The organism is Enterococcus sp. M-BR2, assembly GCF_056612775.1.
Map to the genome: position 1 here is coordinate 1,543,185 of NZ_CM152743.1, position 23,208 is coordinate 1,566,392.

19 protein-coding genes, 1 pseudogene and 1 riboswitch are annotated in these 23,208 nt (G+C 37.6%); of the genes and pseudogenes, 5 read left to right on the forward strand and 15 right to left on the reverse strand.

Annotation, left to right across the window (positions count from 1 at the left end):
* Positions 1–771: 771 nt before the first annotated feature.
* The 5 genes from AC1F25_RS07560 to AC1F25_RS07580 all read right to left on the reverse strand — a co-directional run bounded on the left by AC1F25_RS07560 (position 772) and on the right by AC1F25_RS07580 (position 7,082).
* Positions 772–1,386 (reverse strand): SIS domain-containing protein, encoded by a 615-nt coding sequence (locus tag AC1F25_RS07560; protein WP_479994013.1) that lies wholly within the window; start codon positions 1,384–1,386, stop codon positions 772–774.
* A gap of 606 nt (positions 1,387–1,992) precedes the next feature.
* Positions 1,993–2,370, reverse strand: a complete 378-nt coding sequence (locus AC1F25_RS07565) for a hypothetical protein (RefSeq protein WP_002291036.1) — start codon at positions 2,368–2,370, stop codon at positions 1,993–1,995.
* 300 nt (positions 2,371–2,670) lie between these two features.
* Positions 2,671–3,552, reverse strand: a complete 882-nt coding sequence (gene galU / locus AC1F25_RS07570; protein WP_002291038.1) for a UTP--glucose-1-phosphate uridylyltransferase GalU — start codon at positions 3,550–3,552, stop codon at positions 2,671–2,673.
* A 42-nt stretch (positions 3,553–3,594) separates the two neighbouring features.
* Positions 3,595–4,614 (reverse strand): NAD(P)H-dependent glycerol-3-phosphate dehydrogenase, encoded by a 1,020-nt coding sequence (locus AC1F25_RS07575; RefSeq protein ID WP_002291040.1) that lies wholly within the window; start codon positions 4,612–4,614, stop codon positions 3,595–3,597.
* 731 nt (positions 4,615–5,345) lie between these two features.
* The gene (locus tag AC1F25_RS07580; RefSeq protein WP_479994014.1) at positions 5,346–7,082 is read right to left on the reverse strand and encodes a fibronectin type III domain-containing protein; all 1,737 of its coding nucleotides are present in this window, start codon (positions 7,080–7,082) and stop codon (positions 5,346–5,348) included.
* A 206-nt stretch (positions 7,083–7,288) separates the two neighbouring features.
* Between AC1F25_RS07580 and AC1F25_RS07585 the strand changes: the two genes are divergently transcribed.
* On the forward strand, positions 7,289–8,173 hold the full coding sequence (locus AC1F25_RS07585) for an Rgg family transcriptional regulator (protein WP_002310160.1): 885 nt from the start codon (positions 7,289–7,291) through the stop codon (positions 8,171–8,173).
* 131 nt (positions 8,174–8,304) lie between these two features.
* Positions 8,305–8,949, forward strand: a complete 645-nt coding sequence (locus tag AC1F25_RS07590) for a lytic polysaccharide monooxygenase auxiliary activity family 9 protein (protein WP_002335193.1) — start codon at positions 8,305–8,307, stop codon at positions 8,947–8,949.
* Between the two features lie 63 nt (positions 8,950–9,012).
* Here AC1F25_RS07590 and AC1F25_RS07595 read toward each other — a convergent pair whose 3' ends face one another.
* From AC1F25_RS07595 to AC1F25_RS07625, 7 genes and pseudogenes are all read right to left on the reverse strand, one after another.
* Positions 9,013–10,017, reverse strand: coding sequence for an SIS domain-containing protein (locus AC1F25_RS07595; protein ID WP_479994015.1), 1,005 nt, complete (start codon positions 10,015–10,017; stop codon positions 9,013–9,015).
* Between the two features lie 12 nt (positions 10,018–10,029).
* On the reverse strand, positions 10,030–11,079 hold the full coding sequence (locus AC1F25_RS07600; protein ID WP_002310157.1) for an SIS domain-containing protein: 1,050 nt from the start codon (positions 11,077–11,079) through the stop codon (positions 10,030–10,032).
* 16 nt (positions 11,080–11,095) lie between these two features.
* Complete coding sequence (locus AC1F25_RS07605; protein ID WP_002291048.1) at positions 11,096–11,917, reverse strand: PTS system mannose/fructose/sorbose family transporter subunit IID; 822 nt, start codon at positions 11,915–11,917, stop codon at positions 11,096–11,098.
* Positions 11,904–12,683, reverse strand: a complete 780-nt coding sequence (locus AC1F25_RS07610) for a PTS mannose/fructose/sorbose/N-acetylgalactosamine transporter subunit IIC (RefSeq protein ID WP_002291049.1) — start codon at positions 12,681–12,683, stop codon at positions 11,904–11,906. The genes AC1F25_RS07605 and AC1F25_RS07610 overlap by 14 nt, the downstream gene beginning before the upstream one ends.
* A gap of 16 nt (positions 12,684–12,699) precedes the next feature.
* On the reverse strand, positions 12,700–13,170 hold the full coding sequence (locus AC1F25_RS07615) for a PTS sugar transporter subunit IIB (protein ID WP_002287114.1): 471 nt from the start codon (positions 13,168–13,170) through the stop codon (positions 12,700–12,702).
* 11 nt (positions 13,171–13,181) lie between these two features.
* A complete protein-coding gene (locus AC1F25_RS07620; protein ID WP_002291050.1) occupies positions 13,182–13,601 on the reverse strand; it encodes a PTS sugar transporter subunit IIA in 420 nt (139 codons plus the stop codon).
* A gap of 80 nt (positions 13,602–13,681) precedes the next feature.
* Positions 13,682–16,459: pseudogene (locus AC1F25_RS07625) on the reverse strand (sigma-54-dependent transcriptional regulator).
* Between the two features lie 193 nt (positions 16,460–16,652).
* Here AC1F25_RS07625 and AC1F25_RS07630 point away from each other — a divergent pair.
* On the forward strand, positions 16,653–16,877 hold the full coding sequence (locus AC1F25_RS07630) for a hypothetical protein (RefSeq protein ID WP_002310155.1): 225 nt from the start codon (positions 16,653–16,655) through the stop codon (positions 16,875–16,877).
* Between the two features lie 249 nt (positions 16,878–17,126).
* On the opposite strand, the gene AC1F25_RS07635 is transcribed toward AC1F25_RS07630, so the two are convergent.
* Complete coding sequence (locus tag AC1F25_RS07635; protein WP_002320202.1) at positions 17,127–17,681, reverse strand: hypothetical protein; 555 nt, start codon at positions 17,679–17,681, stop codon at positions 17,127–17,129.
* 669 nt (positions 17,682–18,350) lie between these two features.
* Between AC1F25_RS07635 and AC1F25_RS07640 the strand changes: the two genes are divergently transcribed.
* Both AC1F25_RS07640 and AC1F25_RS07645 read left to right on the forward strand, forming a co-directional pair.
* The gene (locus tag AC1F25_RS07640; RefSeq protein ID WP_002310151.1) at positions 18,351–20,066 is read left to right on the forward strand and encodes an ABC transporter ATP-binding protein; all 1,716 of its coding nucleotides are present in this window, start codon (positions 18,351–18,353) and stop codon (positions 20,064–20,066) included.
* 2 nt (positions 20,067–20,068) lie between these two features.
* Entirely contained in the window at positions 20,069–21,832 is a 1,764-nt protein-coding gene (locus AC1F25_RS07645; protein WP_002310150.1) for an ABC transporter ATP-binding protein, read from the forward strand.
* Between the two features lie 39 nt (positions 21,833–21,871).
* Here the strand turns inward: AC1F25_RS07645 and AC1F25_RS07650 are convergent, their stop codons facing one another.
* Entirely contained in the window at positions 21,872–22,408 is a 537-nt protein-coding gene (locus tag AC1F25_RS07650) for a folate family ECF transporter S component (RefSeq protein WP_002310149.1), read from the reverse strand.
* A gap of 37 nt (positions 22,409–22,445) precedes the next feature.
* Positions 22,446–22,544, reverse strand: a riboswitch (THF riboswitch).
* 186 nt (positions 22,545–22,730) lie between these two features.
* Positions 22,731–23,153, reverse strand: a complete 423-nt coding sequence (gene mgsA, locus AC1F25_RS07655; RefSeq protein WP_002310148.1) for a methylglyoxal synthase — start codon at positions 23,151–23,153, stop codon at positions 22,731–22,733.
* Positions 23,154–23,208: the final 55 nt, after the last annotated feature.

Sequence of the window (23,208 nt, forward strand, 5' to 3'; positions counted from 1 at the left end):
TATTTCTTCCTTTCTTTTCTCAGTAATTTTGATGAATAAAAAATGGATAATCAAATGAATTATACAGTAAAAATGTCAATTCCACATGAATAATTTATTAGAAAATCACTTTTTTCTATTTTGCTTTTTTTCTCATATGTATGACTATTTTTTTCTTTTTCCATTTATATTAAGTATTTTATTTCTCTGTTTTTCCTTAAAATTCTTTTTTTATTTTTAGATTAGCGGAAATCCCGTCCTGATTTTTTCATTTTATAATCGTGAATAAATTGTATTTCATTGCAAAAAAACAAAAAATAATAATAAATATCCATCTCATATCTTTCATTTTTTGTATATTTTCTTTCTATTAGAAAAAGGAATATTCTTCGACAATTTTGTTATATCAGGTAAACTTCATTGCAATAATGATAACAAATGTACTATAATTACGTTGTAAAGAGTTTTGGGGAAGACTCTTTCATCAACGTGTATTAAGAGACAAGAAAGAATCCATTCGGATTCTTTCTTGTCTCTTTTTCCGCTATTTTTTTATCTATCTAGTATTACATATTTTTGTAGCTCTTTTTTTCTCATTGTGAAACAACTTATAAAAATAACGCACTTTCGAAAAAAAAGGCTGACCTCTGGAACTAAACAAACTTAAAATAACAAAAAAATAAAAAATGATCATTACTGCTCTTCTTTAAAAATCGTTTTCTTCGTTTCAAACACTCCATATTTACGTGGAACACCATTTTTTTAAAGAAAATTTGGTCATTATGTGGAAAACTATTTTCCTCTTGTTTCCTGAACTAGCTGTTTTGCTGTAAAATACAAAACTTGTTGAAGCAAAAAGATCGTTGCAAGAGAGGCTGTTCCACAGATTGCTGGATCTAAATTCGGCAAAGTCAAGACTGCATCATGCAGATTGGCATGGTTATCCAAAACTAAATCAGCAAATTCAAATAATCTCAAACCACTGCTATGCTGGGACTTGATGCTTCGTGACAAATCAAACCCAGTAACAATGATCAAAGGATGTCCATTTTCTTTGATCCATTGAGCCAACTCAATGATTGCTGGATTTCTTCCTTCATTCGAAAGAAGAAGAAAAATGTCTTCTGGTTTGACAGAAAGCTCATCAATAATCGCTTGTCCTGCCCCTTCTAGCGTTTCATAGACACCTCCGGCTGGGTTCTCAATCAATATACTTGGCACAAGGTCCGGTGTTTGATCCCAAAATTCAAATGCTACACCACTTAGTGTGCGTCTAGCATATATCTGCAATCTGCCGCCTTGATTGATTTGTTTCGCAATCCAAGTTCCTGCTTGAACCATCAACGGCTCTTCTATCCTTAATTTCTCTTCCAATTGGTAATAATAGTCAAAATAACATAAACTCATTTTTCTCTCCCGCCTAGCTATACTTGACATGAATAGAAACAGCTGCCTAATCTAAGGAACTACATAAAAAACAGAAGATAAACAGTAACACATGCGGTCTTTGCTGTTTCAAACGCAAAAAAGGTATTGAACGAATACGCCCAATACCTTGACATAGCAAATAAAACAACGTGCAGACCATAGAAAATCTCTACATAGGGGTAGAATTTTCCCCTTAGATTAGGTACAATAAATAAGGTCGATGCACTGCATTGACTATGGCAAAATGATCGGTCAGGGTGTATGAGTGTGACTGGTCATTCCCTGATTCTTAGCGCCAACTAAGGGTCAGGGAGCCTTTTTTTATTCAGCTGTTTCTATCTGAACTCATTGTAAGTAATCTCTTATTCAAGTGCAAGTACGAAAATACAAAAAAACATTGGTATGATTTTTTTACAAATAAATAACATAAAAAAAAGGAATGACTTGTCCCTATGTAGCAAGCATTCCTTTTTGAAAAGATTCTTTTAAATAAGTAAAAAAAGTTTTTTTTCACCAATTAAATAAATCTCTCAACTCAATAATTTATCCATTCTTTTATCTTTTTTTGCGTATACATACTAAATATTACCGTCTTCTTCTCGCTCTTCTGCTTTGTTCTGGAGAATCTGTACTAGAAAAAGTAGCGGCATGTCTACCTTTTTTTCCGATCCGAGACTTTCTTTTCCTATAAGGAATATAAATGATCAGATACAATACAGCAAAAAATAAGGCAAATATGCAAGCTTCCCAACTACCTAACGCCAGTTCAATCATCAAGCTAGCAACTGCAACAGACGCTGCATACCAGATAAAAATCAGGAATCTTTCTTTTTTTCTGACCATTTTGAACATGATAAATAGACTAATGAGCAATAGCGGTAACACAAATACCCAATTACTTCCTTCCATCAGCCACTTGAGTATATCAAGTAGCGACTGCGCAACAGCGACTAATTTTCCCATAGTGGACACACACCTTTTTTATAATTAAAAAAATTCGCCTTTTTATTCTACTATGAATCTTCTGGATTGGCTTTCATTTCTCTTATGTAATCATTTTCTTTTATGTAACTTAAAAAAAAATTAAACCATTAGCAGAAAATTTCCTAAATATATTCACGAAAGTCTTTTTTTATCTTTCATTTTTCCTCGTCTTCATTCACTTAACGTCAAAAAATAAAAACGACAGTTGCGCAAATGACGCACAAGCTGCCGCTTTAACACCCATTTGATTTTTATTCTCAGCAGGTCACTTATTTCCAGTTAATTTTCTGTTCTTAGCTCTTTGCCCAACTGGATAATATATGCGCTTAACGATGCACCGATTTCCGGATGATGAAGTCCATATTCAATATTTGTCTTCATATATCCTAGCTTATCGCCTACATCATATCTTTTTCCTTTAAATTCTCTCGCATAGACCGCTTCTGTTTGGTTAAGGGTCTGGAGCGCATCCGTTAGTTGTATCTCGTTCCCTGCTCCTGGTTCTTGAGTTGCTAATATCTCAAATATTTTAGGAGTCAGCAGATAACGTCCGATAATGGCTAAATTGCTTGGTGCTTTTCCAAGTTCAGGTTTTTCTACAAAACCATTTACTCTGCAACGTCCCTTTTCGTTATCCGTTTTAGGATTAATAATTCCATATTTAGAGGTTTCATTTTCTGGTACACGCATGACGGCAACAGCAGAAGATTGTGTTTCTTCATAATCCATCATCAATTGTTGAGTCAGTGGGATATCATCTTTCATCAAATCATCCCCGAGCATGACAACAAATGGTTCATTCCCTATGAATGCTTTTGCTTGAAGAACGGCATCCCCCAGTCCTCTTGGATGAGATTGACGGATGAAGTGAAGATTGACATGAGTCGTTTCTTCAACTAAAGCGAGTAGTTCTGTTTTTTCCTTTTCTCGCAAATTGTTTTCCAATTCGATATTTGCATCAAAATGATCTTCGATGGGTCTCTTTTCTTTTCCCGTTACGATCAAGATATCTTCAATTCCCGAATTCAATGCTTCTTCCACAATAAATTGGATCGTTGGCTTATCCACGATTGGAAGCATTTCTTTTGCCATGGCTTTTGTTGCCGGCAAAAAACGTGTTCCTAGCCCAGCGGCAGGAATAACTGCTTTTTTGACCTTCACTTGCTGTTCCTCCTAAACGACGATTACCTGTTAATCATCTATTTAACGAAGAGAAAATTCATTCTCCATTTTTCCGTCACGTAGCATGATTTCTTTTGCGGCTTTTTTAATATCTTCTCCATTATACAAAACATTATAGATGGTTTGAGTAATTGGCATCTCAACACCTAGCTGTTGTGCTAGCTCGACTGCTGCTTTTGTCGTTGCCACACCTTCAACGACCATTCCCATGTTTTCCAAAACTTCTTCCAGTTTATGCCCTTGTCCTAGTAAGTTACCGGCACGCCAATTACGGGAATGAACACTTGTACAAGTAACAATCAAATCCCCAACGCCGCTCAAACCGATAAACGTCAGCGGATTGGCACCCATTGCTACACCAAGACGACTAATTTCTGCTAATCCGCGAGTCATGATTGCCGCTTTTGCATCGTCTCCGAACCCTAGCCCATGGATAGCACCGGCACCAATAGCAATGATATTTTTTAATGCTGCGCCAGTTTCTACACCAATCACATCATTATTTGTATAAATCCTGAAATAATCATTCATGAATAATTCTTGTACATAAGCAGCTGCTTTTTGATCAATACTTGCAGCTGTAATCGTTGTGATATCATGAACTGCTACTTCTTCCGCATGACTAGGGCCAGATAATACGACGATTGCCTGTCGTTTTTCTTCTGGAATTTCTTCAGCCAAAACTTCTGAGATTCGTTTATGCGTATCTTGTTCTAGTCCTTTACTTGCATGGATAATGACGGGCTTAGTATTCATTTTACCAATAAGTTCCTGAGCGACTGAACGGATCGCTTTTGTCGGAACGACAAACAAAATAGCATCTGCGTCATCCACTGCTTCTGCCAATTCTTTATATCCGATAATCGATTCTGGAATCGTCAAATCAGGTAAAAAATGTTGGTTTGTATGATACGTATTGATTTCGTCAATCTGTTCAGGTACATTTCCCCAAATACGGACATCATGCCCGTTTTCTGCCAATGTCTGTGCTAAAGCAGTGCCCCATGATCCAGGACCAAGAACTGCGATTTTTTGTTTCATGGATATTCCTCCAAATAAATAATTGATAATTTCTATTATAGTATACATTTCTTAAAGTTTGGACTAATTTCCATTGTTTTTAAGTGTTTGTTTAATTCTTTTATCGACTTTCACTTAAAATAATCTATTTAATGTTGCAATAGCGTACATTTTAATTTTTTTCTTTTTACACTTGTTATACTTTATTTGTCACTAAGAGAAAGGAGGTTTGACTATGTTTCCATTACCATTACCATTGGGAGGCTGGGAAGTTTCTCCTAACAACCCTTAATTGAAGCTACATACAAGAAGAGGCTGGGACAGAAGCGTTTAACTCTAAGAAATAAGAAGGAATTCACGAAAATTACTTTTCAAATTTTTGTGAATTTCAGCTTATTTCCGAAGGAGTTGCTTCTGCTTCCGCCGGTTATACGTGTTTAGAGCGTGAGACAAAAGTAAAGAACACTTTTGTCTCACGCTCTTTGTTTAAGTCAACACATGGTAGAAATTTTGATAACAGTCGTATCCTCCTTATTCCGAGTAAATGATGTGACATGCAGTTATACATCAGGCTTATCGTTTCTTGATACACAGTGTTCAATCAGCTCACCCTCGATATTAGATTAAAAAACGGCAAAATATGAAAAACTATTTTGCCGTTTTGTTTCTGTAATATTTAGGTCAAAATACTGATTCCACAACCGCTTGATATAAACGGTGTTACAGAAGTAGCCTCTATCACGACCTCATCATCAACTTATTTTTTGCCATAAAGAGAAGGCCGTATCTGGTGCCCAATGTGCGGCTGCAATATGCGCTTGCACGCAACGATATTGAATACCATTATATGTGACTATGTCTCCTACTTGATAAAAAGTACCGACTGTCCAAGAATTTCCTTGGCCGTTCTCGTCTAGGGTTCTTGCCGTGACAGACTGGCTTAGTAAAGAAGCGCCTGTCTGATTGACTGCACGAACTTGATAGCGATACGCAGTAGAAGCTGTCAAATTTTGATCTTCAAATACAGCGGTTTGTGAGGTAGCGATCTTCTTGCCATCTCTGTATATTTCATAATAAAGTACTTCTTCCAATAAGCTGTTTTCTTGCCATACCAAACGAACTGTTGATTGTGTCACATGATTGATGCTCAACCCGTTTGGTATAGAAGGTGCTGGTAAAACTGCTGCTTCTTGAGTGCGAATGTTCAAATCATCAGAACGTGCAGAAATATTTCCTGATGTATCGACAGCTTCAATCGTATAAGAATAAGTCGTTTCTGGCTGTAAACCTGTATGTATATAATTCGTAGTGTTGCTTGTTCCTACTAATCGATTGTTTTCATAAATATTATAATGTGACACACGGACGTTATCTGTTGATTCAGTCCAAGACAATGTGACCGTCGTACTTGTTGCTGTTCCTCGAAGATTGGTCGGTTTAGAAGGTTTCTCTGTATCTGGTTCTTGTTCCTTAAATAGATTTTGATAAGCTTTCGCAAATGATTCATTATAAGAAATACCAGCTGAGTTTACCCCTTCGTCCCAGTTCACGCTCCAAGTCATCAAACCTTTTAAAGGTGTACGTTCTTTTTCCATTTGTTCGAATACTTGATAGACAACGGATGGATCTTGCACATAACCGTTGGCTGCCGCATCGTTATTTGCTGGAATCCCCAAAGCCAGACGATCTGCTGGTATCCGAATGTATCCACTCTCTCCGTTATGCAAGGCTTTTGACATACCATATAAGAAATCATATTTTCGACTGTCATTGTTCTGAGCAATCCATTCGTCGCCCACGCTTAATCCGTCGCCCGCCTGATTATATAGTTGTGGTGCAATAAAATCGTACTCATTTTCTAATGCAGTGATATATGGGACATAGCCTCCCGCTGTTCTCAAATAAGGGAATTCAGGTGCCATAGAAATAATAAAGTGTTTTCCTTGCTTTTTATAATGATCTCGCACGATTTTCAACGCTTCTGGAATCACTTGCTGGTTATCACCTGCCGTAATGGCGCTTTGTTCTAAATCAATTTCTAACCCATCAAATCCATAGGTTTCTACCAATCGAATCACTTCATCTGCAAATGCTTGTTCTTGCCCTCGATACAATTCGATATGGGAATCCGCTCCGCCTAGAGAAATGATAACTGAGCGTCCTTCTTCATTCAGGGCAGCCACTTTGCTTCTGAATTCTTCATCACTCATATTAAATGGCTCAAATGTAGGAATCCCTTCGCCTTTCATAAAAGATACTGCGATGACATTATAAAACGGATTGATCTTTCCTAAGTCTGTCTCTGCTGGTTTCCCACCTCTATATCCCGCACCTTGCTCTGGTACCCAATTATGATAATAACCAACAGCAATTTGCTTTTCTGAGATATCCGGCATCAATGCCGCAGAATCTTGTGCAGCATATATAGTTTGTCCACCTCCAGCGAAACAGCCGATTGCTGCCAATGACAGCCAAAAAATTTTTTTCATTCATCATACCTCCTAATATTTGGTAACTATAGTTTATTTTAACAACGACTGTTTTTCATTTTTTGTATGTTATTACAACATAAATAAAAATTGCTTTTAAAGAATGAGCACTTTTTATCAAAAATAGTGCATAATTGACATTTTCGTCCTTAGATAACAGCCTTGTGTTATCTTATATTCATAAAAAACGTATGGAGGTAACTTACATGATAAAACATGCTTCTTTAATTCGAAAACTAAGAAAAGAACGTGGACTGACACAAGCTCAATTAACAGAGGGGCTTTCTCAGCGTGGGACATTAGCTGCTTTTGAATCTAGAGGAACAAAAATCAGTTTTGAATTGTTAGTGGATTACCTTGAACGGATGAATGTCACACTTGAAGAATATCAATTTTTGCTGAACAACAATACTCTTACAGGTAAACAAAAACTTTCTAATTACCTGATCACAACAAAATATTTAACAAAAGAGCAAGAGAATGAACTACTAAAAGAATATAAAAAAACTGGGAATATTTATTATCGCCTGCTATATACGCAACGTATACTAATTGATCAATATCTGGGAAACCGAAAACTCACTCGTTCGGAAACTTTGACAGAAGTTTCTATTATCAAAAAGTACTTGGAAGGTATCGATACATGGGGACACTATGAACTTTCTATTTTTTCCAATTGTTTATTTATATTCGATGACGAGTATATTTATCATTCTTTTCAGCGTAGTGTCACAAAAATGAAAGCATACGTCGATACTGCTCATTATTCCGAATTATTATCAAATTTTCTTTTGAACGGGATACATCTATCTTTTCATCGTTCTTCTGTTTTTCTTAGAAAACTATTTTTAGGAGAATGGAAAAAAGTAAGTGACCGTTATAAACATACGTTAGACTTAGCCCGTTACAAAGCATTCACTGCTTTAGCTCTATTAGCAGATGGCAATGAACGAGCACTAGAAGAAATTGACGAAGCAATCCATTTCTTTGAATGGCTAGGACTAGAGGAAGTGAAAGAAGAGATTATTGAATTGAGAGATTCTCTTTTGAAAAAAACTATACATAAAAATGATAAGGCTATTTATCAATAGTCATTCTTCTAGTTTTTTATTTTTATTGCAATACCATACAAAAAAATAACATTCAGATAATACATTTTATACTATCTTATGAAAAGGAAACCCTTTCTTAAAATATTTTATCTAACTGGAGGAATCATCAAATGAAAAAAAGTACTTTATTGGGATTAGGAATGTTACTTGCTACAACAGGAATCGCCGCTTTGTCTTCTGTAGATGTCTCGGCTCATGGCTATGTTTCACAACCTATCAGCCGTGGCTATCAAGGTGCTCTAGATAGTAGGAATAATTGGCAAAGTGCTTTTGAAAAGTATGGTCGTATCATCAACGAACCCCAATCTTTAGAAGCACCAAAAGGATTCCCTTCGGCTGGACCTGCAAATGGTCGGATTGCTTCTGCTAATGGTGCAGTAGGTGACTTTGTTTTGGATAAACAAACAGCTACGTTATGGACAAAAAACAACTTAACTACTGGGGCAAACCGATTCACTTGGCATTTCACAGCTGACCACGCAACGACGAAATGGCACTATTACATGACTAAAAATGGTTGGAATCCAAATGCCCCATTGAATAGAAATGACCTGGAATTCATTGGTGAAGTAAATAATCGTGGCAATATGTCTAATACTAATCCGACTCATACAATCAATATTCCTAGCAATCGTCTGGGGTATCATGTCATTTTAGCAGTTTGGGATGTAGCTGACACAGATAACGCATTTTATAATGTGATCGATGTCAATGTTCAAAATCGTAATGCATTAACTGACTTGGAAAACAACTAAAAAATAAAGGGAGCAGTTGTCGCTGCTCTCTTTATTTTTTATATTCTTTTCATCCAATCGATCCTAATAATCAAACTGACGATAGTAGCGGCGTATCTCTAATGGATGACAATTCATCTGTTCGACATGTGCATCGATACGCTGTGTCACTGCATGCATCAATAAGAAAGACAACACACGTCCGCGATATTTTTCGCTGATACCTTCTACTGGATAGTCTTTTGTATCTATCAATTTATAATTACTACAAATTTTTGGCAAAAGTTTAGCTACACGTTCAGATAACACTCTCTGTTCATCTTCGCCTAAAAATAAAGTGACTGGGGTCGTTTCTTCAACGATCTCTAACGTCCCGTGAAGAAACTCGGCAGCATGGATAGATTTCGATGGGAGCCAGCTTTGTTCTTCCCAATAACACATGGCATATGAATAAACAGCTCCCCATTGATTCCCTGCTCCGATAAAATAATGCATGCTATCACGTCGATGCTTTTCTGCAAATGATAAGCCAAATGCATCTGCTTTTTTCTCTGCTTCAACTAACCCTGTTGGCAAATAATGTTCGAGCTGTTCATAGTACTCTGAGTAATCTTCGAATTCCCCATGCAAATACATCAATCGATCTGCTACCATAAAAAATTTGATTTGTTCTGTTCCGGGAGCTGGATAAGTAACCACAAAATCGCATAGTTGAGACAACTTACTCTCCGCTTTATCGATAAATCCAATCAGTGTCGCTCCTACTTTCTTGATTTCTTCTACTGCTTTCACTACTTCTTGGGTTGTCCCAGTAACAGAGGACACGACAACGATAGAATCTTTTGTTAATCTTTTGTTCCCAGTAGTGTAATATTCTGCAGCATGCTGTACAAAGACAGGCAAGTTGCTTTTCCCATTCATATAAGTGACAGCTTGCATCGAAGAAGCATACGTTCCACCGATTCCTAAATAATAGACAGCATCGAATTTTTTCGTATAAAGTTTATCGATGATTTTTTCTACTTGCGGACGTAAAGCTAGTGCCCCTTTTATTGCTTTGATTTGTTCTTCTTCATTGAATTTCAACATGATTTCCACCTCTTATAATTTACTTTTCAAGACTGTATCAAAGTCTTCAAAGATTTTTTTGTTCAAGTCGATTCCTTTAGCTGCTGCGATTTTATAAGCGAATAGTTGAAATGGAACGACAAGTGCTAATATAGACAGATATTCATTACATTCTATTGCTAATCCAAGTGTTTTTTCGTCTCTTGCTTTTTTTGTGGTAATTGTGAGAGTCTCTCCAACATACTGACTCATATATCTCCGCAACTTTTGTGAACGTTCCTTATTTTCATTGTCACCTTCAATAAAGAACAACAAATGGGAAGCATCAGCCTCTAGATATGGGCCATGCATGTAAGCTTCTAACTCAAATCCTTGTGACGGGACACGGATTGTTTCCGTCAATTTCGTTTCTGCTTCTTTCGCTGTTCCCCAGTTTGGACCATAACCAATAGTGATGAAGCGTTGTGTTAAACGAAACAAACTTTGATGTTCATCAAAAAATTCTTCCGTTTTTTGAATAATCACTGGTAAATGATTGATTATTTTGTGTAACTGTTGCATGTAGTTTTGTTCTATTTCTTTGCTGATATTATTTTTACTTATCCCAATTCCTAGCCCTAAGAGTAGTAACTGTAAGACAGTAGCAGAATAGCCTTTTGTAACGAAGCCAACTGTTTCTATCCCAGCACCTAAATCAATAATCTGTGTAGCTTCTAAAGCAAGTGGACTTTGTACGTCATTTGTGACAGCAATAATCGGTATTTCTTGTTTTTGGATCATTTTTACTGCTTCAACAGTAGAAGCACTTTTCCCACTTTGTGACACAGCAATCACAGTATCGATTGATGGAGAAAGTTTTCCATAATGAGCAAAATGAAAAGGTTCTTGAATATCGACAGTTAGCTCGCCATAAGATTCCAATGCCGGCTTCGCTGCTAAACAAGCGTTGTAAGAAGAACCCGTTGCTAGCATCAGCAGATTCGTTGTTTTTTTCATTTGTTTTCTTGTCGAAAAATCATTCTTTTTCAAGATCGTACTTAGTACTTCCTTTTCTTCATAAATATAATCTTGCATCGTAACCATTTTCTCTGCTCCTTTTCTAAAAAATCCCTATCCACGAACCAAAAATCCCAAAGAAAGCTAGTCCGATCAAAATCGTTAATGGTTTTACTTCTTTTTTCAATAGATAAAACACTACACCAAATGCACCCAGACATAAGATATTTGGGACAATATCATCAAAAATACTTTGAACAGTCACAGCATTTTCTCCTGAACCGATTTTTAAAGGAATATTGATGGTAATCATCGTGGCAGTCATTGCTCCGACGACCATCAACCCAATGATAGACGCGCCTAATGTCAAACTTTCCATCATCCCGTTTGCCTGAATCTTTTTCAAAAAACCCGTTCCTAAGCGATAACCCCAACCTGTTGCTAGATAGCGGAACAGAATGTGCGGAATATTGAAAATCAAAATGAACAAGATAGGTCCTAAAATATTTCCTTGCATGGCTAAAGAGGTGCCCACACCTGTGGCAATCAATCGCAAAGTTCCCCAAAAGAAAGAATCCCCTAACCCTGCAAGGGGTCCCATCAAAGATGTTTTGATACTGTCGATCGCGGTCACATCAAATTCAGGATCATCCTTATTTTCTTCCTCCATTGCAGCCGTGATCCCTAAAATCAATGTAACGATATGTGGGGTCGTGTTGAAAAACTCTAGATGCCGTTTCAAAGCTGCTGCCATTTCTTCTTTCGACTGATATAACTTTTTCAAAATCGGAATCATTGCGTAAACATAAGCCATATTCATCTGTCGTTCATAGTTCCAAGAAAACTCCATTTGAAAAGAACGCCAGAATACATGATTCAGTTCTTTTTTCGTTATTTTGCTATTTTTACTCTCAGAATTCTTCATCTTCTTCGACCTCCCCTACAGTGGTTTGAAGTGGCAGTTGACGGACATTCATGATATTGACTACCACAACGGCTAAAATTGCACCAAAAATAGCTACTCCGGTCACAGGAATCTTTAAGTAAGAAGCTATAGCGAAACCTAAGAAAAAGTATGGTGCAACTTGTTTGTTAATCAGCAAGCGAGCGAGCATCGCGAAACCAAGAGCTGGAATCAACCCTGTAGCTACTGACAAGCCATTCTGAACGAAGTCAGGAATCTTATTGAGTAGATTCCCGATCGTATTGCTTCCCACCATATACGAAACCATTACTACAACACCAAGCATCAAGGAAAGACCGAACCCGGCAAGCAAGTGCATATGCTCGACTCCTTTATAGTTTCCTTCTTCTGCATAACTGTCCGCTTTATGGTTCATAATTGGAATCAAAAGACCTAAGTAAATATTTTTCAATATCAATGTCAACGTAGCAATTGGTAAACCTAGTAAAAGTGCCGTTTCCGTACCAGCTCCAGCTGTGATAGCAAAAGCCGTGCCTAAAATTCCTCCGGTCACCACATCAGGGGGGATCGAAGCACCTACTGAGAATGATCCGATAAATGCTAACTCCAAAGTGGCGCCCATTATGATCCCAGTTTTTACATCACCCAACACGATTCCTGTAAACAGTCCCGTCACAATTGGACGAGAAAGCAGTGATGTCCCTAATGCATATTCTGATTGTGCGATAAATGCAACGATTCCTAATAAGACTGCTTGTACAATCATTGAGTTTCTTCCTTTCTTACAAAACTTCCCTTACGTCCACTTTTTTATCTGCCGGTACTTGACGGATCTCCACTTCTATTTGTTTGTCAATCAATCTTTTCAATCGTTCCTCCTCTTCTGGTAAAATATTCACCGCTTTTCCAATACTGCGAGTACCAGGTTTCGCCTTGATTCCTCCTAAGTTGATGGTTTTGATTTCTGGATACGCTTCTGCCAGCTTATATGCGTCCTCGATTGATTCCACTACGATGAATAGCTTATATTTATCTGTCACCCCGCTTTTCAATGCGGCAATCGAGTCATCAATGGATTTGATTACTAGTTTGACTCCTTGCGGCTTGGCTAATTTGATCGTTGTCTTTCGTATCTCATTAGTAGGCACATCATCATTCGCAATCAAAATACAATCTGCACCTATTGTTTGTGTCCAAGAAAAAGCTACTTGTCCGTGTAATAACCGATGGTCAACTCTTGTCAATACAATCATTCTTCTTCCTCCTAAAATTCATCTTCTTCTATTTCCTGATTGATCCGTTCGTTACAAAACTGGATCATTTTTTTTGAATCAGTTAGCACCTGCTGGATCAAAACAGTTGTCTGTACTTCAGCGTCCAACCGAGATACTAGCTCAATCAAGAGTGGCAAATTCAATCCGGCAACAAGATAGACATGATCCTGATTGATATATTGTAAGAATTCATTGTTGACACTTCCGCCAAAAAGATCCGTCAGAACAATGATTTCTTTATCTTTGTACCTCATAAACAGCTGACTTACTGATTCCGTTAAATCAAAATTCTCATCAGTATAGCAGTCCAATGCAGTAATAGAATGATTTTTCCCATAGATTAGCTCTAATGAATCTAGTATCCCTGAAGCAAATTTACCATGGGAAGCTAAGATAATTTCTCTGTCCACTTTTTCATCTCCTCTTTTTACTTACACATACTAAAAAAGCAAGTTGTGTGCCAAAGTTAGTGGCCACAACTTGCTTATGTTCAAAATTCTTCTTCTATCGAGAGTAACTCTGTACTTTCACTCAAAATATCACAGATATAGGCAATCTCAGAACGAGGGATCATGACACTATAATGCTCTTCAATGACACTAAATGCAGATTTAATGGCAAATATCTCTTCTTTTTGACACTGTTCCCATTTCTCTAATCCTTGATAGGTTTCAATTGGCATTTGTCGAATCAAACGTTCGATTAGACAACTCACATGGACATATAACGCTAGTTTTTTGGGATTACTGATTCTTCGATTCAACTGCACCTCTAATTCTCGCATAAAATGATCGATTTCCTCCATCACCTTTTCTGTATCTAGAATAGTCACAGAGTCCAGTACTTTCTCCAATGAAAAATTGCGAATGATGTTCTGGTTGAATGTTTCCTTATCTGAAACATTCATAGCAGAATCCAACCATTCTGCCAGTACAGACATCTTCTCTCCTGAGATGAGGTCTTCTAATGAAAGATAGTCGATATCGGTGATAGCAGGATCTGCGGTACCTATGATCCCTACGATTTCGTATATGGAAAACAGTGGGTCCCTGTTTTTCTTATCTTTTAATCGCTGATATTCATATGGGATGATTTTCAACTGACAAGTCGTAGGCAAGCTTTTCTCTAGCAGTGCACTTAGGTGAGCCGCCGTGCCGATTCCAGTGAAGCAGGTAGTAATGAGTGCTTTGGGTTTATTTTCTTGTGGATAGAGGAGCCGCCATTCTGGTTTGGTTTGACGAACAGCCTCTTCTGCTATTTCTTCTAATGCTGCATTTTTTTGCAAGCATTCCCCTACTGTGATGGCTAAAGGTGTCGTCACATTATTTAAAATCAAAAGTGGTACAGATAGTTGTTTTTTAAAAAACTGATGGATTTCTTTCAGAGATCCCATATCTACTAATATGATCAATCCATTTGAAACATCGCTGTTTTCGCAATAATCCACAATTTCTGAAGCAATCTGCTGTGGAGTGACATCTAGCGGCATATCAAATGATTCAAATAGATCTTCTTGTAATAAACGATTGACCACATTTGCCATACTGCTAGCAGTTGCATAACCGTGCGCAGCAATCATTGCTTTTGGCAGTCGTTTTTCTTTTGACCATTTTGCTTTTTTTAGATAGATCGTCAGTAAAATCCGATCCATACTAGTGACTTCAATATCTAATTTAATCTTACTCAGTTCCAAGATTCGCTGGACATAATGATAGCTAGATGGATAAGATTGAGAAACCTGTTTTTCTAATTCTTTGATTAGTTGGATAATCGCATGTTCTTCCGGTAACCATTTGACAGTGCTTCGCTGATAAAGATAGTAACTCAAGGCATAGACACTGTTTCCATCGAACTTGATTTGATAGGCAGACTCCATTTGTCGAAAGGTCTCACGGATAGATTGAGTCCAATAAACCAACAGCTCGTGTTTTTCTTGTCTACTGGTCTCAAACAGCAAAAAATCAAATAATTGGATCACTTCTTGTTTTAGTTTTCCTTCGCAAGAATATAGAAGACACTCATTTTTTTTGAAATCAAGCAGGATCTGCTCAAAACTTTTAACGATTCGTTGCTGTTCTGGTTGTTGCTTTTCCATCAATTGTTCTAAGGTCTGGTCTTGCGTGATATAGATTCCTTGCTGTGCTGTATTTTTGGTAATGGGCTCAGCGAGTAGTTCTTTTTGCAAATGATGGATGGTGACATGGATCTCCGACTGTTCACGTTGTTCAGCATACGCTTTTGCCGCTGAAACTTTGACAATATTTTTCAGCTCTCCTATGTTTCCAGATAAGTTTTGACCTGCTAGAAGTGACAAAACTGGGCCACTGACTGACAAAGGGCTCCCCATTTTTCTTTGTTCCTCGATAAAAAAAGAGTAAACCAGTTCTAGCCGTTCATTTCGACTACGCTGATTGAGTGCAGGTAGTTCGATTCGGATAGGTATTCTTCGAATGAAAGTGGTTAAGAAATGACTAGTGGTCTCCTCTGTTGTGGCAAAAAAAAGACGTGTTTTGATCCGCCGTGACACATTAGGTTCTCCCATACGATAAATCACACCTTGATCAAGATAGGTGAATAGTTTTTCCTGCCCTTCTGGTGTTAAGCGATGTACCTCGTCTAAAAACAAGATTCCACCATCTGCTGCTTCGAAAGCCCCTTTTTTATTTTCTTCTGCTCCAGTGTAAGCTCCTTTGACATGTCCAAACAAATTGCTAGTCAACAGTTCAGGATTATCTGCATATTGTGCACAATTGAAAGTGATGAATGGTGCAGAGTCCTCTAGTAAATCATGAAGTAGACAATACTGATAGACTAAATGGACTAAATAACTTTTACCTGTGCCGCTTTCGCCTGTGATCAAAAGTGGCAGTCCGCCATCTGGATAGTAAAGAGCTGTTTTGATTTGTTCGATACTTTCTTTCAAACTGGCGTCGTGTCAGATCATAAAAGAGAATAAATCTTTTGGTTGTGCGAAAAAAGGCTGTTCTTCTTTAAGATCATTGATAGAAAAATAAAAATTCGTACGTAACTGAAAAAATTGTTTTTCAAAAGCTTCTTTGTGGAAATAAACCACTGGACGAGAATTGATTTTGACTAGTAGTTTCTCCTCGTTCAACTGGTTCAAATAATGACTGACTGTGTTTCTTTTTACCCCAAAATGTTCAGCCAATCTTTGTGCTGTAAAGACCTCGTTCATATGGTTGAGATCGAAAAAGGCTGTCTGGTTCTCTAAGTAGCATAAAATTTCGTTTTTTAACAACTTATTCACCCCTACTCCATCATAGAAAACGGATTCATTTTGTCAATAAAATCTTTAATAAAGAGTTGAAAAATATGTCTTGTTATAGACAGCAGCTTACTTATCCCTTATAATTTTTATTCTAAAAACGAACAGTTCCTTCCGGTTTTTATACTGGAATTTCCAAACAATAAAGAAAGAACAAGGAGGCTATGACTATTCAATGAAATCGGATAAATCTAAAAAGAGGAAGTATACTTCTTGGAAAACTTTTCGCGAAATCATCGGATCTTATCTCGCTGTGGTTGTGTTTTTACCTTTGCTTTATATGGCTATGACAGAACAAACCCGTTTTATCGATGTAGATACGCAATATATAGCCGAAACAGGATTTTTATTTATCTTTATCTTGATTTTTGCGCTCTATAAATCCTTCCACACAAAATAGGAGGCACAGCTCTCAATTTTTCTGTCTGCTTTTTGTTATTACAAATCCTTATATCTGGTATAACAACAATTTATTGGCGTAACGAGGAAAAACGAGTTATGATGCTTTCAGAGAGTAAAGAGGTACTGTTGTCACCATCCTTTTTATTGATTACGTACACCACTCTTAGTTTTTTCCCATTGATTAAGAAAACAAGGTAGAAACATCACTGTTCCTGCCTTGTTTTCTTTTTCGTGTGCTGTTTTGATATCAAAATCGCAAACGGCTTTCTACATAGCGATATTGATAATGAGAGGTTGTATTCGTTACACCAAACTTAATAGAAGCGTTTCTTCCTACTCCGATGTTCACCCCTGCATTCCAAGTTGTTGAACCATTATTGAAGAAGTCGCCATTTACAATGTAAAAAATACGGTTAGCATCTTCTAAATGAACATAAACAGTTCCACCAAATTGTTTCGACAAACCATTATATCCGCGGATCATTTCAACTCGTAGGATTCTTTTGATAGCCCTAAAATTTCCACTTTCACTGGTCTCGCAATAAAAGCGCATCGTGGGTCTATAACTAGCATTGACTGTGAAAGATTGCGATAATGTTCTGTATGTTGCTCTTGCTGTACGTGCTTGTCTTGCACTTTCATCTGTGAATCCAAGCTCTTGTTGTGCTTGGATAATAGGGATGCCGTTTTCTTTTGCTACTTCTCGCACCATTTCATCAAAAGTGAGTACGGGACTTATGTTTATCTCTTTCTTTTCATTTGATATGTCGATCACTGATGCATCCACTTCTACAGCAAACACAGGCTGTCCGATATTACTTACCCCCCCCTAAAGTTGCCACACATAATAAACCAATCAACGATTTTTTCATTCTCATATCCCTTCTTTCAACATTAATTAGCTTTCCCACAAACAATTTGTTACAATAACTTTATAGCACAAAAAGAAAACGATTTCAACAACTTTTAAAAAAGGAGAATAAACTATGAAAACAAAGCTTTTATTAGATTTAATAACATCGTTACTTTTAATTTTTTCGCCAAAAATAACGATGGTTTTTATGGAAAATGAAGCTTCGCCCTCCCCATTTTATGAGATTTTATTCATTACTAAGATCATTTGCTTTATACTCGCTGTTTTTTACTTAAATCATGGAATCACTACTTTTTTATTTTCAAAAAATAAATAGCGCTCCATTGATGATTCTGTACCTGATCCACCTTTTGCACACGATTCATTTATAAAAAAATCGGACAAAATAGACGTTTGGAGGAATGAAGAGACCGGGATGAATTTCCCGTTCTCTTTCTTTTTTTCTAAAAAATACTCTATTCAATCTCTAAAATCTCTTCATAATAAAACTTTCATTTATGAAAAGGCTTGTTCTCTTTTCATTCTAAATTTCCTAAGCTACAATGTGGTAGTACTTGTTTTTTCAACTGTAGACAAATAAATAATAGGAGGAATCATATGATTCAGTTATTACGTTATGCAAAAGATTATCGTAAGCAAATCATTTTGGGTCCGTTCTTCAAGTTTCTTGAGGCTGTCTTCGAACTTGTCCTACCTTTAATGATGGCTTCCTTGATCGATAATGGACTAAAAATGAATGACCGAGGAAAAATCATTGAAATGGGCTTATGGATGGTCGCTATGTCTGTGATTGGTCTGATTTGTGCTATCATTTGCCAATATTACGCTTCAGTAGCTTCACAAGGATTTGGTACAGAGTTGCGAAATCAGCTGATCAAAAAAATCAATACTTTCTCTCACAACGAGTTGAATCATTTTGGAACAGATACCTTGATCACTCGAATGACAAACGACATCAATCAGCTTCAACTAGCTTTAGCAATGGTCATTCGTTTATTGATTAGAGCACCATTTTTAAGCATCGGTTCAGTAGTCATGGCTTTTGTGATCGACTGGGAAGTAGGTCTGTTTTTCTTAGCATTATTGCCTATTTTCTCCATCATTTTATTTTTTATCATCAGAAAAACTGTTCCTCTCTATCAAAAAGTGCAAGAAAAACTAGACCAGCTCAATGAACACGTCAGCCAGAATCTTAGCGGCGTTCGTGTCATACGTGCATTTGCACAGACAAAAAAAGAAACAGAAAAGTTTGATAAAAGCACAAATGATCTAGCGAACAATTATTTACGTGTTTCCAATATCTCTGCCCTTTTATCACCTGCTACGACCTTGATCATGAATGTCGGAATCATTTGTTTGCTAACAGTTGGCGGGATCAAAGTAAACATTGGTAGTTTGCAACAAGGACAAGTTCTTGCTTTGATCAATTATATGAATCAAATGCTTTTGGCACTGATCGTTGTTTCAAACCTCGTCGTGATCTTCACACGTGCCGAAGCTTCAGGTAATCGAGTAAAAGAGGTTCTAGACACAGAGAATTCGATTCTTGAAGCCGAGATCAGTACTACTCCCGATTTTTCTTCTGAATCGATTCTCGCTTTTGATCACGTTGACTTCCGTTATACTCCTGATTCTGGGCTTTCTCTTCAAGGGATTACATTTCAGCTGAAGCGAAATACGGTCCTTGGAATCATTGGTCCAACGGGAAGCGGGAAAACGACTTTGACTCAATTGATTCCGCGCTTCTATGATGTCAGTTCCGGTACAGTCATAATGGATGGAATGGACGTTCGATCTTGGCAGCTGGATCATCTTCGTCAGCAAATCGCCCTTGTTCCCCAAACTTCCGTGTTATTTACTGGGACTATTCGTGAAAACCTTCAATGGGGTAAGCAAGATGCCACAGAAGATGAGTGTTGGGAAGCCCTGAAAATCGCTCAGGCAGAAGAATTTGTACGTCAGCTTCCAAATGGTTTAGATACAAAAGTCATGGAAAACGGAAAAAATTTCTCCGGCGGTCAAAAACAGCGACTAACGATTGCAAGAGCTTTGATTGCCAAGCCAGAATTACTGATTTTAGATGACTCTTTGAGTGCGTTGGATTATCAGACTGACTTGGATTTGCGTAAGGCGCTGCAGACTTATCTTGGCAGTACAGTGATCATTATCTCCCAACGTGTCCGCTCCATTCAAGAAGCACACCATATCTTAGTGATGGATCAAGGAAAGATCGCTGCTCAAGGTACGCATGAAGAATTACTTGCTCAATCAGCGGAATATCAGGAAATCGTCGCATCACAGGAGGAAGAATAGTTATGAAAGTAAAAAAATTATCCTTGCAGACACTCCGTCGCTTCATCCCTTATCTTACTGCTTATGCGAAAGACATTTGGCTAGCTGTATTACTAGGGATTATCAACGGGATCGCAACAGTTGTGATGACGTTACAAATTGGCCAAAGTATCGATCAAATGATCGGAGAAGGACAAGTTCGCTTCAATCGACTATTCCATTTACTGATTCTGTTCGGTGGAATCGTTTTGATCAATGTAGTCAGTCAATGGCTCATCCAAGTATTAAGCAATCGGTTAGCTTACTTGTCCGTTGCAACATTAAGAAAAGATGCTTTTGCCCATTTAAATCGATTGCCACTTCGTTATTATGATCAAAATTCTCATGGAAATATCGTCAGTCGATTTACAAATGATATGGACAACATTTCTATTGCGATTTCTGCAGCCTTCAATCAATTGTTTTCCGGAGTTGCGATTATCCTTCTTTCGTTTATTTTTATGATGCGTCTAAGTCCACTTCTGACATTGGTCGTTCTTTGTTCCACACCGATTATTTTCCTTGTGAGTTGGATCGTTGCTCGTGCTTCGCAAACAAATTTCGATAGACAGCAAAGAATCATTGGGGAGATTTCGGGCTTTGTGACCGAACGAATCGGTAATCAGAAAATCGTGAAAGCTTTTCAGCAAGAAGAAGCTAGTCAACAGCAATTTGAACTGTTAAATGCTGATCTATATCAAAAAGGACAACGGGCACAATTTTCTTCTTCCTTGACAAACCCGTCTTCTCGTTTTGTAGATCACCTTGCTTATTTATCGATTGGTTTGGTTGGCGGCCTATTGGCATTGAAGAGTGGTTCGTCAATCACTGTTGGTGTGATTTCCAGCTTTACGATCTACTCAAGTCAGTTTTCTAAACCATTTATCGAACTTTCTGGAATCACGACACAACTGCAAACCGCTTTTTCTGGTCTAGAACGAGCATTTGATTTGATCGATCAACCAGAAGAAACGCCTGATTTGCCAGATGCCTATGCCTTGGAACCCAAAAATATCAAAGGAAAAGTCTCTTTTGATCATGTTTCTTTTTCTTATGACCCCAAACAGCGTTTGATCGAAGATTTCAATTTTACTGCTTATCCAGGTCAAACCATTGCTATAGTAGGAAAAACAGGAGCCGGAAAATCCACACTTGTTAATTTGCTGATGCGTTTTTATGACACAACAAAAGGAACGATTACAATCGATGACCATGACATCCGCTCTATCCAACGTGATACATTACGTAAAAGTTTTGGAATGGTGTTACAAGATACTTGGCTATTTGACAGTACATTGCGAGAAAATCTTCGTTTTGGGAATCCGGAAGCAAGTGACGCAGAAATCAATGATGCCCTAAAAGCTTCTTATATGTATGAATTTGTTGAACGTTTGCCGGAAAAATTAGATACTAAGATTGGCGGTCAAGGGTTAAAGATATCAGATGGACAACGCCAACTGTTGACGATTGCTCGAACGATGATCAGTAATCCGCCTATGCTGATCTTAGATGAGGCTACTAGCTCAGTCGATACATTGACAGAGAAAAAAATCCAACAAGCCTTCTTAGCAATGATGGAAGGTAAAACCAGTTTTGTTATTGCCCATCGCCTGTCCACAATCAAAAATGCGGACCAGATATTAGTGATGGATCAGGGAGCCATTGTCGAAATGGGCACCCATGATGAGTTGCTTCAAAAAGATGGTTATTACCGACGGCTCTATCAAGCACAATTCACAGCACAATAAAAACAAGCAGTCTTCTGGGATGGGAAGACTGCTTGTTTTTTATTTAGCGTGGATCGCTAAACTTCTTAAAATTTTTTTGTAAGGAATACTACGTCCTACGTAATAAATGGCAATTGATTGAATCGGTAACCATATCACTGTTTTTAACAGGCGGGGCGCCCAAACGACCCAGCTGAACAATGGCACATGGTACATCAACGCAAGCCATAATGGTGTCAAAAATAAGTTTATGATCAGCGTGACACTAAGCGTAGCCAAAATCGCATTTTTCCAAGTGATTTCTTTTCGATAGAAAAAGAATCCGTAGATTGCTCCTTCAATAAATGCATTCAATGTAAATCCAATAAAAAATGTAGATTTTGAGAAGAGAGCCATTCCTACTAAATCAGCTAAAACTGCGCCTATCCCTGACCAAAAAGGACCAAAAAGAATGCCCATGATCACTTGTGGAATAAATGTGACACTGATTTTAATAAATGGGGTCTCGATTGCTACCAGACGGGACAACGTGACCATCAATGCAATCAGTAAGCCCATAATAGCAATCATACGTGCGTCTAACCGGTGTTTCTTCATTTTTAGCATCTCCTTTAAGAGCTGCTACATCGTATCATGCAGCGAATGCGAAAATAAAACCGCGAACATTACGTCCTTCGTCCAAGAGGCAACATCCCATCCTCTTAGCACTTAACGCTTTATTTTCTACTCTGTATTATTTTTGGGATCTTTTCCCACAGAAACTATAGCATATTTTCACATTTACTGCAAACACGAAAAACTAATATTATTGGTTATATTATACAATACGTTCGTATTATATTGCATATTTTCAGTTTGTTTAGCTTTTATAGCTACATATAGACGAACATTAAACGTTATTTTTCCATACACTTGTCCATCAAAATGAAAGTGGACGTTTGTCTATTTCATGGACGATTCTTCGAAAATCTAGGAAGCCGGCTTCCAGTCCTCTTAGCAGCACCTCAGCTGTTCCGATATTCGTAGCCAACGGAATCTCATAAACGTCAGATAAACGGATAAGTGCTGTTACATCTGGTTCATGCGGCTGTGCAGCCAACGGGTCTCGAAGAAAAATCACCAAATCTAACTGGTCCTCCGAGATCATTGCTCCAATTTGCTGATCTCCGCCTAACGGTCCGGATTTAAACCGATGAATGGGCAAGCCGGTCGCTTCCGTGATACGTTGTCCAGTCGTCCCGGTAGCAAAAAGTTCATGTTTTTCCAATATTGTTTTATACGCTGTTGCTAATTTCACCATCATAGATTTTTTTCGGTCATGAGCGATCAAAGCGATTTTCATAAGAGACACTCCTTTTGATATGGTTAACATACTTATTTACTCCAGTGTATCAGTT

What these genes read in the sequence shown, in the direction of transcription:
- AC1F25_RS07560 (WP_479994013.1), bottom strand. Translation starts at nt 1,386, where the DNA reads ATGAGTTTATGTTATTTTGACTATTATTACCAATTGGAAGAGAAATTA.
- AC1F25_RS07565 (WP_002291036.1), bottom strand. Translation starts at nt 2,370, where the DNA reads ATGGGAAAATTAGTCGCTGTTGCGCAGTCGCTACTTGATATACTCAAG.
- AC1F25_RS07575 (WP_002291040.1), bottom strand. Translation starts at nt 4,614, where the DNA reads ATGAAACAAAAAATCGCAGTTCTTGGTCCTGGATCATGGGGCACTGCT.
- AC1F25_RS07580 (WP_479994014.1), bottom strand. Translation starts at nt 7,082, where the DNA reads ATGAAAAAAATTTTTTGGCTGTCATTGGCAGCAATCGGCTGTTTCGCT.
- AC1F25_RS07585 (WP_002310160.1), top strand. Translation starts at nt 7,289, where the DNA reads ATGATAAAACATGCTTCTTTAATTCGAAAACTAAGAAAAGAACGTGGA.
- AC1F25_RS07590 (WP_002335193.1), top strand. Translation starts at nt 8,305, where the DNA reads ATGAAAAAAAGTACTTTATTGGGATTAGGAATGTTACTTGCTACAACA.
- AC1F25_RS07595 (WP_479994015.1), bottom strand. Translation starts at nt 10,017, where the DNA reads ATGTTGAAATTCAATGAAGAAGAACAAATCAAAGCAATAAAAGGGGCA.
- AC1F25_RS07600 (WP_002310157.1), bottom strand. Translation starts at nt 11,079, where the DNA reads ATGGTTACGATGCAAGATTATATTTATGAAGAAAAGGAAGTACTAAGT.
- AC1F25_RS07605 (WP_002291048.1), bottom strand. Translation starts at nt 11,917, where the DNA reads ATGAAGAATTCTGAGAGTAAAAATAGCAAAATAACGAAAAAAGAACTG.
- AC1F25_RS07610 (WP_002291049.1), bottom strand. Translation starts at nt 12,683, where the DNA reads ATGATTGTACAAGCAGTCTTATTAGGAATCGTTGCATTTATCGCACAA.
- AC1F25_RS07615 (WP_002287114.1), bottom strand. Translation starts at nt 13,170, where the DNA reads ATGATTGTATTGACAAGAGTTGACCATCGGTTATTACACGGACAAGTA.
- AC1F25_RS07630 (WP_002310155.1), top strand. Translation starts at nt 16,653, where the DNA reads ATGAAATCGGATAAATCTAAAAAGAGGAAGTATACTTCTTGGAAAACT.
- AC1F25_RS07640 (WP_002310151.1), top strand. Translation starts at nt 18,351, where the DNA reads ATGATTCAGTTATTACGTTATGCAAAAGATTATCGTAAGCAAATCATT.
- AC1F25_RS07645 (WP_002310150.1), top strand. Translation starts at nt 20,069, where the DNA reads ATGAAAGTAAAAAAATTATCCTTGCAGACACTCCGTCGCTTCATCCCT.
- AC1F25_RS07650 (WP_002310149.1), bottom strand. Translation starts at nt 22,408, where the DNA reads ATGAAGAAACACCGGTTAGACGCACGTATGATTGCTATTATGGGCTTA.
- mgsA (WP_002310148.1), bottom strand. Translation starts at nt 23,153, where the DNA reads ATGAAAATCGCTTTGATCGCTCATGACCGAAAAAAATCTATGATGGTG.